Here is a 22,508-nt window from a genome sequence, read left to right as displayed (position 1 = left end):
CCCGCTACTGCCGGGCCATCGCCACCCGGAAGCGCTCGTCGGGCTCGATGTAGTGGTCGGCGTCCTTGGCATCCTCACCCAGGTCGATCCGAACCCAGGCGATCTTGCCGTTGAACTTGCTGGTGTGCGCGGTGTAGTCCGGGCTCACCGTGGTACCGGTCTCACGGCCGACGTCAGTGGTCTCATCGGCCGAGAAGATGAAGCCCTGGGTCAGTTCGACCCGCCCCGAGCCGACTTCGTTTCCATCGTAGAAGAGCGCCACTGTGCCGCCCTTGGCGAAACCGCCTCCGTCGTAGGCGAACTCCATCCGGACCTGGGACTTGCCAGCCGGAATGGGCTCGGTCGCATCGATGCTGAATGACTTGATGCCCAGCACGTTGTAGTGGAACTTAGCGCGGCCGCCCTTTGCGTAGAGACTCCAGCCGCCGAACCGGCCGCCCTGGGCGATGATCACGCCCTCCGCACCTCCCGCTGGCACCTCTAGCTCCGAGGTCACAGCGAAGGACTTGTTCTTGATGTCGAGGACGCTGTTCTCCGACAGCCGGCCCATGTTGCCGAACAACAGCTGAGAGTTGCCCTTGATCAGGGTGGGCCGACCGGCCGAGTCGGCGTTGATGCGCTCGATCTGGCGGTCATCGAGCGGGAGCACGTTGTACTTGACCGCTTCGATCAGCCAAAGACGCTGCAGTTCATGCAGTTTCTCCGGATACTCCTTCGACAGGTCGTTGGCCTGCGTCCAGTCGGAGTTACCGTCGTACAGTTCCCACACGTCGTCATCCAACGCGGGCATCACCGCATCGGCCATCGCCCACGGCGTGCGATGTTTGGTCACCGCACTCCAGCCCTTGTGGTAGATGCCGCGGTTGCAGAACATCTCGAAGTACTGCGTCACGTGCCGCTCAGGCGCATCGGCATCGTTGAAGCTGTACAACATGCTGGTGCCCTCATAGGGGCTCTGCAGGACCCCGTTGACCAGCGTGGGCGCGGGAATGCCCGCTGCTTCCAGGACCGTCGGCGCTAGATCGATGACGTGGCTGAACTGATTGCGCAAGCCGCCCTTGTCCTCGATCCCCTTGGGCCAGTGCACGATCGTGCCGTTGCGGGTGCCACCCCAGTGCGATGCGACCTGCTTGGTCCACTGATAGGGCGTGTCCATTGCCCAGGCCCAGCCCACGGCGTAATGACCGTAAGAGGCCTCGCCGCCGAACTCGTCGAGTTTGGACATCATGAACTCGGGCGTCTCGATGGCAGCCATACCGTTGAAGTTGGCCATCTCGTTGAACGCACCCTGCAGCGTGCCCTCGGCCGAGGCGCCGTTGTCGCCGATGATCAGGTACACCAGCGTGTCGTCGAGGATCGGCTCGATGGCGTCGAGCAACCGGCCGACGTGGTGATCGGTGTGCTCCAGGAACGCGGCGTACACCTCCATCTCCCTTTCGAGCACGGGCCGCATCGCCGGATCCGTGTCCTCCCAGGCCGGGATCTCCGGGTCCCGCGGCGTCAGCACTGAGTCGTGCGCGATGACACCCAGTTCCCTCTGTCGTTCAAAGGTGATCTCACGCTGGCGGTCCCAGCCGTGGGCGAACTTGCCCTTGTACTTCTCGATCCACTCCTGGGGCACATGGTGCGGGGCGTGCGTGGCGCCCGGCGCGAAGTACATGAAGAACGGCTTGTCAGGCAGGAGCGCCTTCTGCTGCCCCACCCAGTTGATCGCCTTGTCGGTGAGGTCCTCGGTGAGGTGATAGCCCTCGGCCGGCGTCTTCGGCGGCTCGATCGGCGTGGTGCCTTCATACAGGGCCGGATCCCACTGATTGTTCTCCCCACCGATGAAGCCGTAGAAGTACTCGAACCCGCCACCACCCGTCGGCCACGCCGTGAAGGGACCGGCAGGGCTGGTCTGCCAGACGGGCACCTCATGACACTTGCCGAACTGCGCGGTGGAGTATCCGTTGAGCTTCAACGTCAACGGCAGCGGCGCCTTGGTGTTGGGCAGCACCGACGTGTAACCCGGTGCGGCGGTCGCGGTCTCAGTAATGTTGCCCATCCCGACGGAGTGATGGTTGCGCCCGGTCAACAGCGACTGTCGGGTCGGCGAGCACAGCGCGGTCGTGTGAAACCGGTTGTACTTCAAGCCACCCGCGGCGAGCCTCTCGAAATTGGGCGTCTGACACGGGCCGCCGAACGCGCTGCTGGCACCGAAGCCGACGTCATCGATCAGGATGACGAGCACGTTGGGCGCCGTCTCGGGCGGCCGCACGTCCCTGATCGGCGGATAGCTGGTGTCGGGATCCTTGGCGTCATAGGTGGTCAGGCCGACGTGCGGGACGTCGGGGATGGGCAGGATGTCACGCCGGACCACCGGCTGAATGGGAGAGGTCACGATTGTCCGCTCGCCGCAGGAATCGCCGCGCTGGGCGATCCCGGACCACGCTGGGCCCGAGGCGGTTAGCGTACCTCTGGTCGCCACGCGATGATCATGAATACTCGACTACCGCCACCCGGCGCTCACGCGCTCCAGTACGCCTGCGCCTTGGTGGATTTGCGCGCAATCCCGTAGTCCTCGCGGAGGATCTTGGCGACCGCGCGCGTGGTGCGGTTGTCGCATGCCACCCAGCCGAAGTGATCCGGCGCGTCGAAGGCCGCCGCGGCGACGGCCTCCACCAGCGCCTCGCCGTCGGCCTTGCGATCGATCCAGATGACCTCGGCGCCTGGGGCGGCCGTGACGGGCAGCTCGCGGTCGTCGTCGTGAGACGCCTCAAGGAAGACCGTGGCGGGGGCATCGTCGATGGCGGCCAACAGCGAGTTGATGGCGGGCAGCGATGCGGTGTCCCCGACGACGACGTAACCGGCCGGGGCCGGCTCGGGCAGGCTGAAGCTGCTGCCGAGCACCGTCACCTCGAGAACATCGCCGGCGCGGGCCTGCTTGGCCCAACGCGTGGCGATGCCGTTGTGCATGGCGAAGTCGATATCCACGGTGCCGGCTGCCGGATCCGGGTTGACCAGGGTGTAGCCCCGCTGATGGGACTTCACCCCGTCAGGGAACCAGCCGCGCACCCACATCGTCGGGTGCAGCTCGCGCTCGGTGAGCAGTTCGGACCCCGCGAAGTGCACGCGAAGGTAGTTCGGGGTCAGCGCGCTGCGCCCGGTCACGGTCAGCTCGTAGTCCCCGCCGCGCCACAGCTTGACCATTGCGCCGGTGAACCCCCGTGAGGGCTTCTCGTTGGCCATATCCCACCTCTCGTCTCAACTTAGGTAAGGGTAACCTAATTGTTGAGCGGCGAGGGGCGCACCAGGTCACGGCTAGCGGGTGAACACGACTCGGCCTTGAAACACGGTCATGTCCGCCTCCACCGAGGCCAGGTCGTGCGGTGCGACCGTGAACGGGTCGGCATTGAGCACCACGACATCGGCACTTCGGCCCGCCGACAGCGTTCCGGTCCGCTCCTCAATGCCCGCGGCATAGGCGGCCTCACGGGTGAATCCCAGTAGACCGGTCGTCAGGCTCAACTCCTGCCCCGCACCGAGTTTGGCCGTCTCGCCATCACCCGGCGGTTGTCGGGTGATGGCGACCTCGATCTGGGCCAGCGGTTGCGGCGTGCTGACCCGCCAGTCGCTGCCGAATGCCAATCGCGCACCAGAGCGGGCAAGATCGCCGAAACGATACTGCTGCTCAAATCGATCCGGGCCCAGCCGCGGCGCGCACAGGCTGACGTTCTGTTCATCGCGGCACGCCCACAGCGCCTGGACGTTGGCAATGACATCGAGCGCGGCGAAGCGGGGTACATCGGCGTCCGCGACGACCTGCAGGTGACAGATCTGATGGCGCAGACCGGAGCTCGCCGACTGGCGCCGCACGGCCTCGAACGCGTCGAGGGCCCTCGTTGTCCCCGCATCACCGACGGCGTGCACGTGGACGTTGAACCCCTCGTCCACGCAGCTGCCGATCGCCGCGTGCAACTCGGCGTCGTCGAACAGCGGTGCGCCGTGCGAGTCAGTGGCGACGTAGGGCTGGTGCAGCGCGGCTGTCTCGTTTTCCACGACCCCGTCGACGAAGAGCTTCACCATCCCCGCGCTCACCAGCGAGCCGGTGGCGAGGCGGCGCGAGTGCAGGAGTCCGTCGATCTGGTCGGTCCCCTGGGCGGGGTTCCAGTGCATCGCGGCGGCGACGTACGCCGACAACCGGCCCGACGACTCGGCGTCGAGGTAGGCGCGCAGCATCTCCGGTGACAGCCGGGCGTCCTGCCACCCGACGATTCCCAGTGAGTGCAGATATCGCTGACCCAGCTCCAGCGCCTGCGCCCACTCCGCATCGGTGATCACCGGAAGCTGGCTGGCGACAAGCTTCATCGCGGTCTCGTGCAGCGCCCCGCTCGGCTCACCGTCGCCGTCGCGCTCGATCCTGCCACCCAGCGGATCGGCTGTGCCCGAATCGATTCCGGCGAGTTCCAGGGTGCGACTGCTGACCCAGGCGGTGTGGCCGTCACGTGCGGTCAGATATGCCGGTCGTCCACCGACGACGTCGTCGAGCCAACGACGATCGGGGCTGCCCGCGGGGAATGCCGCCATGCTCCATCCGCCGCCGCGCACCCATGCCCCCGGCGGCAACTGCGCCGCGGCCGCGCCGATCACGTCCAGGTACTGCGTGGGTTCGACGTCATGGAGGTTCACCCCACAGTCGAAGAGTGAACCCTCTAGCAGATGGATGTGTGCGTCGTGGAACGCCGGCGCGATCAGTCCCCCGCACTTGACGACATCGGTTGCGGGACCGGCGTGGTCGGCCAGTTCGTCGGCGCTCCCGACGGCGGTGATGATTCCGTCGCGCATGGCCACACCGTGCGCCATGGGCCGCTGCGGGTCGGCGGTGAACGTTCTACCCAGCAGGATGGTGTCGGCCGGTCGGAGTGCCTCGCTCACCCGGCACGCTCCACATCAAGAGGTAGAGCCGACAGCGTGCGCGCGCCGGTCGACCCGAACACCACGGTGTCAATCATGGGGTAGAGGACGATGCTCTCGTAGTTGGTCACCACGTTCTTCCTGAAGACGTCATCGGTGGACTCGCCGACGGTGAAGGTCCACTCACCGACCCAGTCCGGTGGGAAGGACAGCCCCATCTCATAGCCGCCATTCCAGTTGTGCAGTCCCCACATGCCCGCATCGCGCAGGTGCGCTTCGATCCGCGCGGTCACGTCGTTGACCGCGGTCCCGTCCGAGGCGCCCGCACACAGGAGTCGGAATGCCTCGGCCTCGATCGCGGCGAGACGGTACAGCTCATCACTGGGCTCCTGGCCCACCACGAACCACCGCTCGATGTTGGCGTGATACCGATTGACGACACCGCATGGATCGGCGCACAACACATCACCGCGCTCGATGACTCGGTCCGACGAATAGGCGTGACCCATCTCGATCGGCCCGACGACCACCGACTCGTGCAGCGCCGCGGGTTCGCCACCGGCCTCGGCCATCGCCGAAACCATCAGTGCCCAAGCCTGTTTCTCGGTCATCCCCGGCACCACCTGGTCGCGCAGGCTCACCAGTCCGGCGTCGCACACCGCCGCCGCCCGCTCGATCATCTCGATCTCGGCGGCGGACTTGATCAGCCGAACCGCCCGTGTCTGCACGCTGGCGTCGACGACGTGGCAGCCGTGTCGTTCGAACGCGGCCTCGACAACCTCGCTCGTCGCGCGGTTCGGAACGTGGCTGTGCATCTCGAGACCCACCCGACCGGACAGCCAACCCCGCGCTTTGAGGTCCGCCATGGTGAAATCCAGTACCGCTGTCCCGTCGTCGTCGGTTGCCAGGCGCAGGTCCTCGGCAACCGAGGTGCGCCGCAGCAGGTAGTGGTGATGCTCGACGTCGTAGACGGCGATGGCTCCCGACTCGACGTGCATCACGGTGCACTGGAACGGCGGCCACCGCAACGAGGACTGGGCCCGATACCACCGGGACTGATAGCCGTGTAGCCAACACATCGCGTCGGGCGAGCTGAGAACCAGCAGGTCGATACCGGCGCCCGCGGCTTCGGTCTGCAGGCGCTGCCGCCGAGATTCGTACTCGGCCAACGAGAACGCCGGCCGCGGCTCCTCCGCGGCGACGCGCGCGTACGCCTCCCGGATCACTTCCTGCAGTTCCCTGGTGCCCGGATGAATGATCGCGTTCACGCGGTGGCCTTGACTCGGGTCCACGCCTGCGTCCACTTGGTCAACTGCGCCTGCTGCAGCGACGCCAGCCACACAGTCGGATCGGCCAGCACCGCGTTGTCGTAGACCAGGAATGGATAGCCCTTGATGAGATCCGCGTATGCCGCCTCACCGGCCTTCGTGGCGACCGGGAAACCGACGAATTCCACGATCTTGCGCATGTTGTCTGGACGCAACAGGAAGTCACAGAACAGCAGCGCGGTGCCGGGGTGCTTCGCGGTCGACGGGATGGCCATGCAGTCAGCGTTGAATGCCAGTGTCTCCCGGCCGAACTCAAACCCGATGTCGTCGGCGAACGACGAATCCTTGAGCGTCGAGAACGTGGCGCCGGTGTAGTTCATCAACAGATCGGCCTCACCGTTGGCCAGCTTCTCACCGGCCGAGCTGCCGAAACCGCCCAGGTTCTTCCGCAGTTCGATCAGCGAGTCGGCGGCCTGACGCAGATCATCGGCGCTATCGGTGTCGGTGGGCAGTCCAAGTCGACTCAGCGCCATCGTCATCGACACAGTCACATCGTCGAAGATGTAGGTGCGCTTGTTCAGTCGAGGCGCCAGGTCCCAGAGGTCGTTCCACGACCCGGTGAGACCGTTGACCCTGCTCTTGCGATACGCCATCCCGACACCGCCCATGGCGTAGGGCCCCGCGAGATGTTGTGCGTTCGGCTCGAACGGCGGGTTGTGGAACAGCGGCGAGACCTCACCCCAGTTCTTCATCCGGCTGTGGTCAATCGGCAACAGCAGGTTCGCCGCGGTTGCGCGGGCGAAGAAGTTGGACGGCATGAACGTTACGTCGTATGCGGCACCGGATCCGAGCTTCTGGATCATCTCATCGACGGTCGAGAAGTAGGTCTGGTTGATCGACACCCCGTACTCACGCTCGAACGCCGACATCACGTCATCGGGTACGTATCCGGTTGGCGCGTAGTAGGCGAGGTCACCGTCGATGACCGGTTCGGGCGGTGTCAGCTCCGCGTCCGAACCCGGTGCGCCGCTGCCGCATGCCGCGAGCAACAGGCCCGCAGCGGCGGCGCCACCGCTCATGAACAGAAACCTGCGCCGACTCGTCCGTGCACTTGTCAACTGATGCATGTCGTCTCCTGGTATTTCACTGTGAACTGGGTCGGGACTTTGAACGTTGAATCCAGATTCCCGCGAGACCGAGCAGCACGGTGATGAGGATCATCACGGTGCCGACGGCATTGATCTCGGGGGTCAAGCCGAAGCGGAGCATTCCGTAGATCCGCACCGGCAGCGGCGCAACCTCAGTGCCCGACAGAAAGACTGACGTCACGAAGTCGCCGAAGGACAGTACGAACGCCAACACGCCGGCGCCGATTATGGCCGAACGCAGTTGCGGCAGAACGACGGTGACAAAGGTCCGGCCACGTCCGGCACCAAGGTCACTCGCGGCCTCCTCGAGAGCCGGATTGAGACTGCGAATCCGATTCCCGACGAGCACAGTCACGTAGACCAGCGTGAACGTGGAGTGGCCGATGATCAGAGTCACCGTCGACAACGGCAATCGCAGCGTCGCGAACCACGTCATCAAACCGACGGCGGTCGCCAGTTCCGGGGTGATGAGCGTGGACAACGTCACCCCTTCGATCGGCCGGGTGACACGGCGTGGTCCGCGCGCGAATCCGTACGCCAGCCCTGTGCCGAGCACCACCGCTATCGCCGTGGACGCGGTCGCCACAACAAGGCTCAGCCCCAGTGCGGACATCACCTCGGGATTGGTGGCCGCCTGCTCATACCAGCGGAAACTCAGTCCATCGAGCTGTGAGAGCGATTTCGAGGAGTTGAACGAGAAGATGGCGATCACGGCCAGGGGCAGATCGAGAAACACCAGGGTCCCGAGGACTATTGCCAGCAGCCAGCCGGGCATCCGGCGGCTGCCCCCGCTAGCCAACGGTCATCCCGCCGAGTCGGCGCCGGCTGACCACCGCGCGCACCAGGGCCGCGAGCAGGTAGATGACCGCCATGAAGGCGAGCATCCCCGCGAGCAGCGTCACCGTGAGCGCAGCGCCGAAGGGCAGCGAGCCCGCGGTTGCGAGTTGGTCGCGGATCAGATTCCCCATCATGTAGGTCGACCCGCCGAGGAACTGGGCGATCGCGAAATCGCCCAAACTGAGCAGGAAGACAAGTTGGCATCCCGCGGCGATTCCTCCCGCGGTACTCGGCACCACGATCTGAACGAACGTGCGCGCCGACCCCGAGTACAGGTCGCCGGAGGCCTCAATGAGGCGGTAGTCCAAACGCTCAACGGCCAGGTAGACCGCCAGGATCATGAACGGTAGAAAGCTGTACACCAGACCAAGATTCAGGGTGTACGGCGTGCCAATCAGGTTCACCGGGCCGATACCGAGCCGCCCGAGCAGTCCGTTGATCGGCCCGTCCCTGCCGAGGATCTGGACCCACGCATAGATTCGCACGAGGTAGTCCGCCAGCCAGGGCACCAGAATCGCCAGTAGCAACACCGGTTTCCATCGCCCGCCGTACCGGGAGATCGCATACGCGCACGGATAGCCGATCAACAGGCAGAGTAGCGTCGCGATGGTGGCATAGGCGAAGGTGCGCACGACGATAGGCAGGTAGTCCGGTTGGAACACCAGACCGAAACTCTCCGTGTACCAGCCATATATGGGCCGTCCGATGACATCTGGGGTGGCCACCGACGCCGCCATGATGAGGCCGAGCGGCACCAGGTAGAAGCAGGCAATCCACGCCGACCCAGGTAGGAGCCCGAGTCGCCAACCTATTCGCACGGGTCCTTCCGTCCTCTTGGAGCGCGATCTAGTGAGCGTCGACATTTTCGGTTTCCTCACTCTGAACGACGGAATCCGTGCGATAGTGGCCAGATATTATCGATTTGAACGCAACATCGGTAGTATTCAATCGGATTCGTCGTCTAGAATCCCGAATGCCTTGCCGGACAACAGTGAAGGACCGAGGATGACCGAGGAGCCGACCCCAGCACTCGACCGGATATCGGCGGCGATCGTCGATTCGATGCGTTCGGACGGCCGAAAGCCCTACGCCGCCATCGCCAAAGAGGTCGGCGTGTCCGAGGCGACCGTCCGGCAGCGTGTCCAGCGCTTGATCGAGCAGGGGCACATGCAGGTCGTCACGGTGACCAACCCCCTCTCCCGTGGTCACTACACATCGATGCTCCTGGTCAAGGCCGATGGTGACATCGAGCGGATCTCGCAGAAGTTGAGCGCCCTCCCGGAGGTCACGTTTGCCGTCGCGGTTGCCGGTGTGCATGACATCGTGATCGAGGTGATCTGCCGCAACGGCGAGCACCTGCTGTCGGTCATCAACGACTCCATCCGCACGATCGACGAGGTCTCCGCCGTGGAGACCCTGGTGTACCTCAAGCTTTTGAAGCTCTCCTACGAAGCCGGGGTCTGGCCGACCACTCGCTGAGCCGACACCGGTCACGACTCCACGAGGCTCTCGTCCAGGTCGCTCGCGGCGGGGATGTCGGCGGCGGGCAGAACGAGGGAGGCCTCAGGTGACCAAGAGGCATAGACGGGATCGCCCGGACGCAGCAGCGACAGGTCGGCCTCGGGGCCCTCGGGAGTGATGTGCGCGATGATGGGTGAGTTGTCCGGAGCGATCAGGCTCAGGCGAATGACGGGGCCCTGGAAGGTGACATCGACGACGGTCGCAGGGGTGCTGGCCATTTCGGCGCCAGTCGGCGACGTCGACACCCGGACTCGTTCGGGCCGCACCATGAGCGTGGCGCGCCCGCCATTCTCGATCCTGGTGGCGCCGCAGCGGGCAGGCAGCGTGGTGCCCAGTACCGAGAAGTCGGCGCGGTTGCCGCTGACCGTGAGTTGATGGCCGTGCCAGAGGTTGGCCTGGCCGATGAAGTTGGCGACGAAGACGGTGGCGGGGCGTTCGTAGATTTCAGCGGGACTACCGATCTGTTCGACGGAGCCGACGTTCATGACCGCGATGCGGTCGCTCATCGTGAGGGCCTCCTCTTGGTCATGAGTGACGTAGATGAAGGTGATACCGACTTCCCGCTGGATGCGTTTCAGTTCGAACTGCATGACGTGGCGCAGCTTGAGGTCGAGCGCGCCAAGGGGCTCGTCAAGGAGCAGCGCACTGGGGTAATTCACCAAGGCGCGCGCGAGGGCGACACGTTGTTGCTGCCCGCCGGATAACTGGGCGGGTTTACGGCGGGCAAAGTCGGTCAGACGGACGACCTCGAGCATCTCGTCGACACGGCGGCGGACCTCGGCCGCACCCTTCTTCGCGCTGCGAGGTCCGTACGCCACGTTGTCCCAGACGGTCATGTGGGGAAACAGCGCATAGTGCTGGAAGACCGTGTTGATGTTGCGCTTGTGGGCTGGAACGCGGGAGACGTCGACCCCCTGCAGCCGTACCGCCCCCTCCGTCGGGGCTTCGAAGCCGGCAATCATCCGCAAGGTGGTGGTCTTACCGCACCCCGACGGACCCAGCATGGAGAAGAACTCTCCTGAGCCGATCGAGAAATGCGCGTCGGCGACCGCGACATAGTCATCGAAACGCTTGGTGACATGGTCGATCTCGACGACGGGATCGGAAACGCTCAGATCCGACCCGCCGGGTCGGGCCGGCGCGTCGACGGTGGGATTGCCGGTCTTGCTCACGGCTGGGTCCTCCTCATGCTGGCGTGACTGCGGCGTGGCGCCGATCACGTCGGTGTGAGTAAGACCATTGTCGATATCGTCGATCTACGCAAGCGGAATCAGTGAAAAAGTTCGAGATTGGTAATGAAATCGCTAGGACTTGCCCAAATTGTCACCGATTCCTACAGTGTGACCATCGGATTCCGCTGTATGCGCATGAGGGCGACCGGGATCCGTGACCCACCCAGTCCAACAACAAGGAGTCTCAAGGCTGAAGTGTTCTGCAGCGGCGGCGCGATGCGCGGGTACGAACTACTGCCCCGGACCGCGGCACAGCCCGATACCCGTCATCGACTTCTTCTCGATACGACCCGTGCCGCAACACATCTGCGCCTCGACGTCTATCCCGACGGCGGGCTCTCGCGTCTGCGGACGCTAGGAGCGAACTCGAGTGAAACGGTGCAAGAGCCACGCCAGCGGCACCGTCACCAGCATGGTCATCACGAACAGCCAGAACATCGACCCGGTGTAGATCGGGTAGTGCAGGACGTTGACCATGACGAGTTCCATTGTGACGAGGTGGATCAGGAAGATCTCATAGGAGATCTCGCCGAGGAAGACCATCGGCCGACTCGCCATGAACCTCGCGTACCAACCGCGGTCGGCCAGTGCCAGCGGCGCCACGGCCAGGGTCGAGATGATGGCGTAGAAACCCGCCTTGAACAGGCCCTCCCGCAACTCGGCTGGCGAGGTAGTGGGTTCGCCGGCGATCGGCGTGGACGCGATGAAGTAGCAGACGAGCGCCAGCGGCACGCACACCATGGCGTAGCCGCGTACCCCCATCTCCCGTAGCGCGGCAAGGACCATGCCGCCCACGAACCAGGCCAGGTATGTCGGCAGCCACAGCTTGGCCCCGTCGGGCAGGAAGTCGGTGACGTGCACCAGCGTCAGCCACGCAGGCGTGACGAGGGAGAGCACCATCAGACCCGCCAGCAGCAGCCTGGGCTGCCACCGGCGACGGCACAGCACCACCAGCAACAGGTAGGCCAGCACCGGAAGCGCGACGTAGAACGCGACCTCCACGGCCAGACTCCACATCTGCGTAAGCCCTTGGTGCAGATAGGAGAACAGGTAGTCGTCGGTGTAGATCTGGGTCAGCGTCAGATTGCGGAAGAGACCCATCCAGGTGTGGCCGGGGTTCGGGCCCGCCGTGCGGAAGTGATAGAGCAGATAGGCCACAAGCACGGTGACCACGTAGGCAGGCATGATGCGCCGCACTCGGTGCCATGCGTAGCGGCGGATCGAGGGCGCCTCGCGGCCCGTCGCGGCTGCCCGCACCCACGGACTGAACAACAGAAACCCGGAGAGCACGAAGAAGATCGGCACGCCGATCTCCATCCGCGAGTACACCAGACCGGGATAGCCGTGGGTGTACTTGCCCGTGGTGTAGGCCGCGTGCGTGAGCACCACCAGTATCGCCGCGACAGCGCGGATTCCCGTCAAAGAGTCGACCCGTGAGGCCGACACCGATTCCAATCCCCCCTGCGCGTCGAGTCCCTTGGACAGCGTCACGTCAGGAGGTCTACTTGGGGTTGTAGCGCGCCTTGGGCCCGCTATCGGGTTCGAGGTGAATGAGCTGGCCCTGAATGCGGGTGCTCGCAAGCTTCTTCATGGTCTCACCGGACAGCTTCTTCGGCAGCTCGACAAGCGAGTGATCGACCTTGATGGTGATGTGCCCAAAGTCGCTGCGGTTCAGTCCACCCTCGTTGGCGATCGCGCCGACGATCGCACCGGGTGCGACCTTGTGTCGCTTACCGACCGCGATGCGGTAGGTGGCCAAGTCGGTGCGCCGCTCGCGCGGCTTGCGGTCCGGACGATCGGGCCGGTCGGGGCGCTCGCGGCGCTTCTCCGGCGGCGGCTCCGTCATGAGGAACTCTTCGCCGTCACGGCTCAGCAGCGCCAGCGCGGCGGCGACGTCTGCCATCGGCACATCGTTGTCGCGCTCGTAGCCCTCGATCAGCTTGCGGAACAGCTCGATCTGGGGTGAGCCCAGCGCACGGGTGATCGAGTCGCGGAACTTCTCCACCCGCTGGGCGTTGACGTCATCGACCGACGGCAACTGGGACTCGACGAGCTTCTGCCGGGTGACGCGCTCGATTGAGTTGAGCAGATGCCGTTCACGGGGCGACACGAACAGAAGCGCTGTACCCGACCGCCCCGCCCGACCCGTACGACCGATGCGGTGGACGTAGGACTCGGGATCGTGCGGAATGTCGTAGTTCACGACGTGCGAGATGCGCTCGACATCGAGACCACGGGCCGCGACATCCGTCGCGACAAGAATGTCGATGGAGCCGTCCTTGAGCGCGGTGATGGTCCGCTCACGGACAGCCTGTGCGATATCGCCGTTGATGGCGGAGGCGGAGAATCCCCGCGCCCGCAGCTTCTCGGCGACCTCCTCGGTGGCCTGTTTGGTGCGGACAAAGACGATCATCGCCTCGAATGTCTCGACCTCGAGCAGCCGCGTCAGCGCGTCCATCTTTCGCGGGCCAGCCACCTGGATGTAGCGCTGTGTGATGTTGTCGGCGGTCGCGGTCTTGGAGTCGACCTTCACCTGGACCGGGTCGTGCAGGTACTTGGTGGTGATCTTGCGGATGGCGCCCGGCATGGTGGCCGAGAACAGCGCGACCTGCTTGTACTCGGGCGTGCCCTCGAGGATGCGCTCGACATCCTCGGCGAAGCCCATCTGGAGCATCTCGTCAGCCTCGTCGAGCACCAGGTAGTCCAGGTGGGACAGGTCCAGGCTGCCCTTCTCCAGGTGGTCGATGACACGGCCGGGCGTGCCGACCACGACCTGGGCGCCACGCTTGAGACCGGCCAGCTGCGGCCCGTATGCCGAGCCGCCGTAGATCGGTAGGACGTTGACGTGCAGGTGGGCGCCGTAGCGGCTGAACGCCTCGGCGACCTGCAGCGCGAGTTCGCGCGTGGGCGCCAGAACCAGCGCCTGCGTGGTGCGGCTGCTGGTGTCGATCTTGGACAGGATCGGGATTGCGAACGCCGCCGTCTTGCCGGTGCCTGTCTGTGCCAGACCGACGACGTCGGAACCGGCCAACATCGCTGGAATGGTGGCGGCTTGGATCGGCGAGGGCGACTCGTAGCCGACATCGGTAACGGCCTGCAGGACGGCTGGGTGAATCTGCAGGTCGGCAAAGGTCATGTCGGCGCTCTGGGCGTCCGATTCGGGCGAGGTCATCGAGGTTGCAGTCTACGTCCTCTGGCGGCTCCTTCTCCCCTCGACGGTGTAGAGCCGGGTACCGTGCCCTGTTGTGAAGTGGGTCGCAGACGTTCCGCTGTTCGGAGCGGCAGTACTGGCGGCGGTGTTTCTGGCCGGGTGTGGGGCGGGTGATTCGACCGTCTCCAAGACCCCCGAGGCGACCGGACCGCCCGCTGCGGGCACAACGACGGCCCCCGAGCCGACGATCGCCGCGGGCCCGACCACCAGCGTCGCGCCCGCCGACCCGTGCGCGGTCAATCTCGCCGCACCGGAGATCGCCAAGGCCGTTTCCGAACTCCCCCACGATCCCCGCAGTAACCAGCCGTGGAGCCCCGAGCCGGTGGCGGGAAACTACAACGAGTGCGCCCCGCTGTCGGTCGTGATCGTCAAGGCGAACACCAACGCCGGTAACCCCAACACCAGGGCACTGATGTTCCACCAGGGCAAGTTCATACCGTCGGGCGTCCCCGACACCTACGGGTTCAACGGCATCGACGAGGCGACGACCACCGGCGACACCATCGCCCTGATGTACGCCAACGGCGCGAGCGGGCTGCGCAGCATCGTGCGATTCCGGTGGAACGGCAATGGCGTGGAATTGATCGGCAACACCGGATAGCGAGTGCGCCCTCGTGTCGGCGCGCTCCCCTACAGTGGCGGACGATGTTCGTCCTCGACGACCGCGTCGTCTACAGCGCGTCTGATCTCGCCGCCGCGGCAAGGTGCGAGTACGCGCTGCTGCGGGCGTTCGACGCCAAGCTCGGCTGGGGCCCGAAGGTCTCATCCGATGACGAACTGCTCGCCCGGACAGCGCAACTCGGTGACGACCATGAGGGCCGCCACCTCGAGGAGCTTCGTGCCGACACCGGCGAGAACGTGGTGGTGATCGGCAGGCCCCGCTACACGATCGCGGGCCTGACCGCCGCGGCCGACGCGACCCGCGGCGCCGTCGAGCGACGGGCGCCCGCCATCTTCCAGGCCGCGATGTTCGACGGCCGCTTCCTGGGCTTCGCCGACTTCCTGGTGCTCGCCGATGATGAGACCGGCCAGCGGTACCGCCTGCGAGACACCAAGCTCGCGCGCTCGGTCAAGGTCGAGGCGCTGCTGCAACTCGCGGCGTACGCCGACACCCTGGCCAAGGACGGCATCCCGGTGCACCCAGAGGTCGAGCTGCTCCTCGGGGACGGCGCTTTGGCGAGCTACCGGGTCGACGAACTCCTGCCCGTCTACCTGCCGCGGCGCGCGGCGCTCGAGCGTCTGCTCGACGATCACTTCGCCGGCGGCACCGCCGTGTCCTGGGCGGATGAGGATGTCCGCGCCTGCTTCCGCTGCCCGGAGTGCGCCATCGAGGTCCGCGCGCACGACGACCTGCTGCTGGTGGCGGGGATGCGCGTGACTCAGCGCGCCCGGCTGCTCGACGCCGGTGTCACCACCGTGGCGCAACTGGCCGAACACCCCGGCGTCGTGCCCGAACTCTCGGCGCGCGCGGTCAACGCACTGACCGCCCAGGCCCGGCTGCAGGTCGCGCCGCGCATCGACGGCAAGCCGCCGTATGAGGTGGTCGACCCGCAACCGCTGATGGTGCTGCCGGATGCGAACAAGGGTGATCTGTTCTTCGACTTCGAGGGCGATCCGCTGTGGACACGCAACGGCCGGGAGTGGGGCCTGGAGTACCTGTGGGGCGTGCTCAGTGCCACCGACGAGTTCCATCCGATGTGGGCCCACGACCGAACCAGCGAGCGCCAGGCCCTCGACGACTTCCTCACCATGGTGCGCAAGCGACTGCGGCGGTACCCGGGCATGCACATCTACCACTACGCGGCGTACGAGAAGAGCACACTGCTGCGGCTGGCCGGCCGGTACGGCGTCGGCGAGGACGACGTCGACGCGCTACTGCGCAACGGTGTGCTCGTCGACCTGTATCCGTTGGTGCGCAAGAGCATCCGGGTCGGCACCGAGAGCTACAGCATCAAGTACCTCGAACCGCTCTACATGGGCAACGAGCTACGCAGCGGTGAGGTCACCACGGCCACCGACTCGATCACGCAGTACGCCCGCTACTGCGCACTGCGCGACGACGGACACGAGGCCGAGGCGGCCGTGGTGCTCAAGGAGATCGAGGACTACAACCGCTACGACTGTCGCTCGACACGTCGGCTGCGCGACTGGCTGATGGCCCGCGCCATCGAGTCGGGTGTTCCGCCACGCGGACCGCAGCCCGTGCGCGACGACGGTGGGCAGGCCCCCGTCGAGATCGCCGACGGTCTCGACCGCACGCTTCTGCGGTTCGCTGGGGATGGCACGGAGGAGCGCACCGCCGAGCAGACCGCCGTCGCGATGGTGGCCGCCGCACGGGGGTTCCACAAGCGTGAGGACAAACCGTTCTGGTGGGCCCACTTCGATCGCGTCAACAATCCCGTCGACGAGTGGTCGGACAACAGCGACGTCTTCATCGCCGAGCGAGCCGAGATCGTCAACGACTGGCACCAGCCGCCGAGGGCACGCAAACCGCAACGACACGTGCGATTGACCGGCGAGATCTCGAACGGCGAACTGGGCCGGGACATGTTCGCGCTGTACGAACCGCCCGCGCCGCTGGGCCTCACCGACGACCCGGACCGGCGCGCGTTCGGCACGGTGACGATCATGGAGTGCGACGACCCCGAGGCACCCACCGAGGTCGTCGTCTGTGAGAAGCAGCCCAAGGGCGGCGACGTCTTCGACCAGCTTCCGTTCGCCCTCACACCGGGGTCACCGATCAACACCAAGCCACTGCAGGAGTCCATCGCGGCGACCGCGGCGCTGGTCGGCGCGGGGTTGCCGAACCTGCCCGCCGACGCCGTGACCGACATCCTGCTGCGCCGCGCGCCCCGCACCGTCAGCGGTGGCCCGCTCCCCCGCGTCGGCGATATCGCCGACGACATCACCGCTGCCCTACTGGATCTCGACTCGTCCTACCTCGCGGTGCACGGACCGCCCGGAACCGGTAAGACGTTCACCTCGGCCAAGGTCATCGCACGGCTTGTCAGCGATCACGGATGGCGCGTCGGCGTCGTCGCGCAGTCACACGCGGTGGTGGAGAACCTGCTCGACGGCGTCGTCGACGCAGGCGTTGACCCCGACCGGGTCGGAAAGAAGAAGGCCCGCGCCGACGCCGCGTGGCGGCAGGTCGACGAGAAGGATTACGCGTCGTTCGTCACCGAGGGACCCGGCTGCGTCATCGGCGGCACCGCATGGGATTTCGCCAACGACGGACGCTTACCCCGGCAGAGCCTCGATCTGCTGGTCGTCGAGGAGGCCGGCCAGTACAGCCTGGCGAACACCATCGCGGTGGCGCCCTCGGCGCGAAACCTGATGCTGCTCGGCGATCCGCAGCAGCTGCCACAGGTCAGTCAGGGCTCACACCCCGAACCGGTCAACGAATCCGCACTGGGCTGGTTGGTCGACGGTGAGCACATTCTGCCGCCCGAGCGCGGCTACTTCCTGGACTACTCATTCCGGATGCACCCGGCGGTGTGCGGGCCGGTGTCTCGGCTGTCGTATGACGGACAGCTGCGCTCACGCGAGGACGTCAGCGCCGCCCGGCATCTGGACGGTGTGGCGCCGGGTGTGCGGGTGCTGACCGTCGATCACGACGGCAACTCCACCGACAGCCCAGAGGAGGCCGCCGCGATCGTCGCCGAGATCGAGGCACTGCTCGGCACGGCGTGGACCGACGAGACCGGCACGCGGCCGCTGGGTCCCCGCGACTTCCTGATCGTCACGCCCTACAACGCGCAGGTGGTGACGGTGCGGCGGCGTCTCGACGCCGCAGGCCTCGCCGACGTCCAGGTCGGAACCGTCGACAAGTTCCAGGGCAGGCAGGCGCCCGTCGTGTTCGTGTCGATGACGGCCTCCTCGACCGAGGACGCGCCGCGCGGAGTCTCGTTCCTGTTCAACAGGAATCGGTTGAACGTTGCGGTCAGCCGCGCCAAGTACGCCGCCGTCATCGTTCGGTCGGCGATGCTGACCGACTACCTGCCCGCCACACCGGACCGCCTCATCGAACTGGGGGCGTTCCTGTCGCTGTCGAGCGCGTGGTCTGCCGACCACGAGCACTGTGGTACACCCACGGGGTGACCGAACCGCTGTCTGCAGCACTGGCCGCCCGCCTGGTGGAGCTTGTCGGTGCCCGCCACGTCAGCACCGACCCTGACGTACTGGCCGGCCGCTGCATCGACCACACCGGCCGCTACCTGGGTAGGGCGAGTGCACTGGTGCGGCCGGGCTCCGACGAGGAAGTGGCCGCAGTCCTGCGCGCGTGCCGCGACGCGGGTGCCCGGGTGACGATTCAGGGCGGGCGGACATCGTTGGTCGCGGGCACCGTTCCCGAACACGATGACGTGCTGCTGTCGACCGAACGGCTCAACGACATCGGCGCCATCGACACCGTCGAACGGCGTGTCCGGGTGGGCGCTGGCGTTACCGCGGCCGCATTGCAGAGGGCCGCCGCTGGTGCCGGCCTGGTGTTCGGCGTGGACCTGGCATCACGGGACAGCGCCACGGTCGGCGGCATGGCCTCGACCAATGCCGGCGGGTTGCGCACCGTCCGATACGGCAACATGGCCGAGCAGATCCTGGGTCTCGACGTCGCCCTGCCCGACGGGTCGGTGGTACGCAGGCACAGTGAGGTCCGCCGCGACAACACCGGCTACGACCTGGCATCGCTTTTCGTCGGCGCCGAGGGCACCATCGGTGTCATCACGGCGCTCGACATCCGGCTGCATCCCACGCCCGCCCACCGTGTCACCGCGATCGCCGGATTCGCCGACCTCGACGCGCTGATCGCCGCGGGGCGCGAGTTCCGCGACGCCGATGGCATCGCCGCGTGCGAGCTGATCGACAGCAGGGCAAGTGCGCTGACCGCCGAGCACCTCGGTGTGGCCGCACCCGTCGAGGGCGACTGGCAGCTGCTGGTCGAGCTGGCAGGCGACACCGATCAGACCGAACGCCTGGCCGACGCGCTCGAGCGCGCCGATGTGGTCGGCGAACCCGCTGTCGGCATGGATACCAGTGCCTCCCAACGGCTCTGGCAGGTCCGCGAGTCGGTCGCCGAGGTGCTGGGGCTGTTCGGTCCGCCGTTGAAGTTCGACGTGTCACTGCCGCTGGCGAAGATCAGCGATTTCGCGACGGCAGCCGACGCGCTGGTCGCCGAGCACGCGCCGCAGGCAATACCGGTGCTGTTCGGTCACATCGGCGAGGGCAACCTGCACCTGAATCTGGTGCGGTGCGCCCTGGACGGCGACCGCGAGAAGGCGTTGTACGCGGCGATGATGGCCTTGATCGCCGAGCACGGCGGCAATGTCAGTTCCGAACACGGTGTGGGCAGTCGCAAGCGCGACTACCTGTCGATGTCGCGGACCCCCGCCGATATCGCGGCGATGCGCGCGGTGAAGAACGCCTTCGACCCCGACGGCTACCTCAATCCCGCCGTGCTGTTCGTCGAGCGTTAGACGCCGGACTGGTTCGAGCGTAATACCGCGGACAGTACGCCTGATTCGGGGCAATTTTGGTTCATGGCAACCAATGAACCGGCTTCGACGTCTCACCACCAAGTCCGTGAAAAGCACTCAAAGTCGTGCACGTAGAGCGACTAGGGTATGACCGGGCGAGACGGCGACGGGGGAAGAAACATGATGTCTGACTCGGACAATCCAATGGCCGCAGTCCTGCGGTACGTCGAGGCGTTCAACAACGGCGACTCGGCAGCAATGGCAACGGCATGCGCCGACCCCATGCAGATTCTTGACGGAATGTCGCCCCACGTCTGGCAGGGCCCGACAGCCGCCGAAGACTGGTGGAAGGACGTACTCACCGAGGGCGAGCACCTCGGCGCTTCGGGCTACCGCATCGTTCTCGGCGAGCCACGGCACGTCGATGTCAATGGCGAGAGCGCCTATGTCGTCGTCCCGGCGACCATGACATTCGATCTGCGGGGTAAGCAGGTCACACAAACGGGCTCGGTTTATACCGTCGCGCTTCGGAAGGTCGACGCCGACTGGCGTCTCACCGCTTGGGCGTGGGCAAAGGGCGCTTAAGGTTCGGCAACATCGACACCACACCGCCCTCCTGAGCGAGCCGGTGGGACGCGATCGAATCGGCTTCTCGGCGACCGCTAGTCGCGGAACCGCATCGAATGCCGGCCGTAGGTGCCTGCATCGTCGTCGTCATCGCGGGAGTGTCTGCCGCCCGATCGACTCGGTGGCGCCGGCGGGGGTGGCGCCTGCTCGGCCTCGGCGCCGTCGACGTGGAACCCGTTGTGCTCGAACCAATTCGCCCGCGGTTCGGGGTCCTTGGGCGCCGCGTCGCCCAGCAGATCGTCGAGGATGCTGTGCCACGGCTCGCGCCCGTTGTGCCGAGCCTGCGCAACGGGGGCGGGCAGGTCGTCTACGAGCGCGCTGGGCACGACGGGGTGGACCTCGGTGACCGCGTCGACCTCGAGGTCGAGGTCGAGGTCGGGAGGTTCGGTGTCCTCGGCGAGGTGCTGCCACGTCTCGACCGGTCCACCGTGCCAGGTGTCCGCCGGAGCGTGCAGCGGGTGCTCGACATGCACGGCGAACGGCTCAGTTTCGCTGTCATCAGCGGGCGGCCCAGGCATGACCACCGGCCGGGGCTCGACCACCGGCTGGGGTTTCTCCCACGCTGGTTCCTCCCACGCTGGCTCCTCCCACGCGACGACGTACTCGACGTACTCGTCATCGTCGGGGTAGTACTCATCGGGAAGGCGGTGCTCGTCACGGTGCGACGGTCGCGCTGCCGCGGTCGGCGCCAACTCGTCGGACCCGCGCAGGAACAACGCCGCGATGATGCCGAACAGCGCGACGAAGGCGGGCAGCAGAAGTGCCTGTGACAACGCCGCGGCGAACGGCACCTGAAGGAACTCGGGCAGCTGCGCTATCGAGGCATCCGAGTTGGGCCGGGCACCACTGCCGGGCATCTCGGCGCTGATCCGTGACGTCATGAACGCGGCGATGCCCGCGCTGCCCAGCACACTGCCGACCTGACGGGTGGTGTTGTAGACACCCGAACCGGCCCCGGCCAGCGGGCCGGGCAGGTGCCGGGTGGCCGTCGCGGCCAGCGGTGACCAGATGAACGCCATGCCGACGCCCATCAGGGTCAGCGGCAGCACCAGACGCCAGATCGGCGTCGTCGTCGTCATCTCGAATGACAACCAGGTCAGTGCGATCGCCAGCGCCGAGAAGCCGAATCCGACGATCGGGCGGGGCGCCACCCTGTCGACGAGTTTGCCCACAACCGGGGCAAGCACTCCCGACGCGATGGCCATCGGCGCGACGAGCAGCGCGGACCGCGTCGGCGACAACCCGCCGACCGCCTGCGCGTAGAACATCACCGGCAGGATCATCGCCGTGACGACGAACCCGATGACCGCGATGCCGAGGTTGGACAGGCTGAAGTCGTGATCGCCGAAGATCCGCAGCGGGATGAGTGGCTCACCGGAGTTGACCGACTGCCAGTAGACGAAGGCCGCCATGAACGCCAGGCCTGCGGCAATCGTGGCCCAGATTCCCGGTGACCAGTCGTGTGACTGGCCCTCCTGCAGCGCGAACACAATGAGGAACATGCCGACGCCGGACAGGAACACACCGAGCAGATCGAAACCGTGCTTCTCGGTGGGCAGATCGGGGACGAGCCAGTACGCCAGCACCAAGCCGATGACGCCGACCGGGACGTTGACGATGAAGATCCAGTGCCAGCCCAGTCCATCGACCAGAACGCCACCCGCGAGTGGCCCGACGAGTGTCGCGACACCCGCGGTCGCACCCCAGATGCTCATGGCCACGCCGCGACGGTTGGCCGGGAACAGCCGGGTGATCGCCGACAGTGTCTGCGGCGTCAGCAGCGCCGCCCCGATGCCCTGGACGACGCGGGCCGCGATCAGCATCTCGATGCTGCCCGCCAGGCCACACCACAGCGATGCGACGGTGAACAGCGCCAGGCCGACGAGGTAGAGGTTCTTGGGGCCGAACCGGTCACCGAGCCTGCCCGCCAGCAGCAACGGGACGGCATAGGCGAGCAGGTAGGCGCTGGTCACCCAGATGACGGCGTCGTAGTCCGCCCGCAGGCTGTCCATGATCGACGGGTTGGCGACGGCCACGATGGTCGCGTCGACCAGGATCATGAAGAAGCCGACCATCATGGCCCACAGCGCGTGCCACGGGTTCGCCGAATGTGGGCTGGTGGCCCGCAGGTCCTTGAGGGTGTCGAGCAGTGTGCTCACCGGCGGACCTCGATCGGGTGCGACGGCGCGGCCGTCCGGCCCGCGAGGGTACGCGGGGCGGCCGGCGAGGGAGCGGGCACCAGCACCGCCCTGAACACGTGTTTCTGCAACATCTACTCGATCACGGGAAACGATTTG

At 66.3% G+C, this 22,508-nt stretch carries 16 protein-coding genes and 1 pseudogene; 6 read left to right on the top strand and 11 right to left on the bottom strand.

Annotated features, from left to right (window positions below; translation table 11 throughout):
- Positions 1-4: 4 nt before the first annotated feature.
- The 7 genes from ACZY0X_RS11165 to ACZY0X_RS11135 form a co-directional block, all read right to left on the bottom strand.
- Complete coding sequence (locus ACZY0X_RS11165; protein ID WP_463770267.1) at positions 5-2,380, bottom strand: arylsulfatase; 2,376 nt, start codon at positions 2,378-2,380, stop codon at positions 5-7.
- A 125-nt stretch (positions 2,381-2,505) separates the two neighbouring features.
- On the bottom strand, positions 2,506-3,228 hold the full coding sequence (locus ACZY0X_RS11160; RefSeq protein WP_463770265.1) for a siderophore-interacting protein: 723 nt from the start codon (positions 3,226-3,228) through the stop codon (positions 2,506-2,508).
- A gap of 72 nt (positions 3,229-3,300) precedes the next feature.
- Positions 3,301-4,914 (bottom strand): amidohydrolase, encoded by a 1,614-nt coding sequence (locus ACZY0X_RS11155; RefSeq protein ID WP_463770263.1) that lies wholly within the window; start codon positions 4,912-4,914, stop codon positions 3,301-3,303.
- Positions 4,911-6,161, bottom strand: a complete 1,251-nt coding sequence (locus tag ACZY0X_RS11150; protein ID WP_463770261.1) for a M24 family metallopeptidase — start codon at positions 6,159-6,161, stop codon at positions 4,911-4,913. The genes ACZY0X_RS11155 and ACZY0X_RS11150 overlap by 4 nt, the downstream gene beginning before the upstream one ends.
- A complete protein-coding gene (locus ACZY0X_RS11145) occupies positions 6,158-7,240 on the bottom strand; it encodes a polyamine ABC transporter substrate-binding protein (RefSeq protein WP_463770259.1) in 1,083 nt (360 codons plus the stop codon). The genes ACZY0X_RS11150 and ACZY0X_RS11145 overlap by 4 nt, the downstream gene beginning before the upstream one ends.
- A gap of 64 nt (positions 7,241-7,304) precedes the next feature.
- A complete protein-coding gene (locus ACZY0X_RS11140) occupies positions 7,305-8,084 on the bottom strand; it encodes an ABC transporter permease (protein ID WP_463770257.1) in 780 nt (259 codons plus the stop codon).
- A gap of 16 nt (positions 8,085-8,100) precedes the next feature.
- Positions 8,101-8,964, bottom strand: coding sequence for an ABC transporter permease (locus tag ACZY0X_RS11135; protein WP_463770255.1), 864 nt, complete (start codon positions 8,962-8,964; stop codon positions 8,101-8,103).
- Positions 8,965-8,995: 31 nt separating this feature from the next.
- On the opposite strand from ACZY0X_RS11135, the gene ACZY0X_RS11130 reads away from it, so the two are divergent.
- The gene (locus ACZY0X_RS11130) at positions 8,996-9,625 is read left to right on the top strand and encodes an Lrp/AsnC family transcriptional regulator (protein ID WP_463770253.1); all 630 of its coding nucleotides are present in this window, start codon (positions 8,996-8,998) and stop codon (positions 9,623-9,625) included.
- Positions 9,626-9,636: 11 nt separating this feature from the next.
- Here the strand turns inward: ACZY0X_RS11130 and ACZY0X_RS11125 are convergent, their stop codons facing one another.
- A complete protein-coding gene (locus tag ACZY0X_RS11125) occupies positions 9,637-10,782 on the bottom strand; it encodes an ABC transporter ATP-binding protein (RefSeq protein WP_463770637.1) in 1,146 nt (381 codons plus the stop codon).
- A 180-nt stretch (positions 10,783-10,962) separates the two neighbouring features.
- Here ACZY0X_RS11125 and ACZY0X_RS11120 point away from each other — a divergent pair.
- A pseudogene (locus ACZY0X_RS11120) lies at positions 10,963-11,202 on the top strand (hypothetical protein); the annotation flags it as partial.
- A gap of 51 nt (positions 11,203-11,253) precedes the next feature.
- Here ACZY0X_RS11120 and ACZY0X_RS11115 read toward each other — a convergent pair.
- Together ACZY0X_RS11115 and ACZY0X_RS11110 are read right to left on the bottom strand one after the other, a co-directional pair.
- Complete coding sequence (locus ACZY0X_RS11115) at positions 11,254-12,390, bottom strand: acyltransferase family protein (protein WP_463770251.1); 1,137 nt, start codon at positions 12,388-12,390, stop codon at positions 11,254-11,256.
- 10 nt (positions 12,391-12,400) lie between these two features.
- Positions 12,401-14,071, bottom strand: a complete 1,671-nt coding sequence (locus tag ACZY0X_RS11110) for a DEAD/DEAH box helicase (RefSeq protein WP_463770249.1) — start codon at positions 14,069-14,071, stop codon at positions 12,401-12,403.
- Between the two features lie 73 nt (positions 14,072-14,144).
- On the opposite strand from ACZY0X_RS11110, the gene ACZY0X_RS11105 reads away from it, so the two are divergent.
- From ACZY0X_RS11105 to ACZY0X_RS11090, 4 genes are all read left to right on the top strand, one after another.
- Complete coding sequence (locus tag ACZY0X_RS11105) at positions 14,145-14,711, top strand: LppP/LprE family lipoprotein (protein WP_463770247.1); 567 nt, start codon at positions 14,145-14,147, stop codon at positions 14,709-14,711.
- A 44-nt stretch (positions 14,712-14,755) separates the two neighbouring features.
- Positions 14,756-18,211: a TM0106 family RecB-like putative nuclease gene (locus ACZY0X_RS11100; protein ID WP_463770245.1), complete on the top strand. Its 3,456-nt coding sequence runs from the start codon at positions 14,756-14,758 to the stop codon at positions 18,209-18,211.
- Positions 18,212-18,231: 20 nt separating this feature from the next.
- Positions 18,232-19,584 (top strand): FAD-binding oxidoreductase, encoded by a 1,353-nt coding sequence (locus tag ACZY0X_RS11095; protein ID WP_463770635.1) that lies wholly within the window; start codon positions 18,232-18,234, stop codon positions 19,582-19,584.
- A gap of 183 nt (positions 19,585-19,767) precedes the next feature.
- On the top strand, positions 19,768-20,169 hold the full coding sequence (locus ACZY0X_RS11090; RefSeq protein WP_463770243.1) for a nuclear transport factor 2 family protein: 402 nt from the start codon (positions 19,768-19,770) through the stop codon (positions 20,167-20,169).
- A 77-nt stretch (positions 20,170-20,246) separates the two neighbouring features.
- On the opposite strand, the gene ACZY0X_RS11085 is transcribed toward ACZY0X_RS11090, so the two are convergent.
- Complete coding sequence (locus ACZY0X_RS11085) at positions 20,247-22,289, bottom strand: MFS transporter (protein WP_463770634.1); 2,043 nt, start codon at positions 22,287-22,289, stop codon at positions 20,247-20,249.
- Positions 22,290-22,508: the final 219 nt, after the last annotated feature.

Source organism: Mycobacterium sp. IDUB_39 (assembly GCF_055419205.1).
The sequence above is the reverse complement of the archived record's forward strand: the minus strand, read 5'-3'. Positions and strand labels throughout refer to the sequence as shown.

What these genes read in the sequence shown, in the direction of transcription:
- ACZY0X_RS11085 (WP_463770634.1), bottom strand. Translation starts at nt 22,289, where the DNA reads ATGATGGTCGGCTTCTTCATGATCCTGGTCGACGCGACCATCGTGGCC.
- ACZY0X_RS11090 (WP_463770243.1), top strand. Translation starts at nt 19,768, where the DNA reads ATGTCTGACTCGGACAATCCAATGGCCGCAGTCCTGCGGTACGTCGAG.
- ACZY0X_RS11140 (WP_463770257.1), bottom strand. Translation starts at nt 8,084, where the DNA reads ATGCCCGGCTGGCTGCTGGCAATAGTCCTCGGGACCCTGGTGTTTCTC.
- ACZY0X_RS11160 (WP_463770265.1), bottom strand. Translation starts at nt 3,228, where the DNA reads ATGGCCAACGAGAAGCCCTCACGGGGGTTCACCGGCGCAATGGTCAAG.
- ACZY0X_RS11110 (WP_463770249.1), bottom strand. Translation starts at nt 14,071, where the DNA reads ATGACCTCGCCCGAATCGGACGCCCAGAGCGCCGACATGACCTTTGCC.
- ACZY0X_RS11100 (WP_463770245.1), top strand. Translation starts at nt 14,756, where the DNA reads ATGTTCGTCCTCGACGACCGCGTCGTCTACAGCGCGTCTGATCTCGCC.
- ACZY0X_RS11145 (WP_463770259.1), bottom strand. Translation starts at nt 7,240, where the DNA reads ATGAGCGGTGGCGCCGCCGCTGCGGGCCTGTTGCTCGCGGCATGCGGC.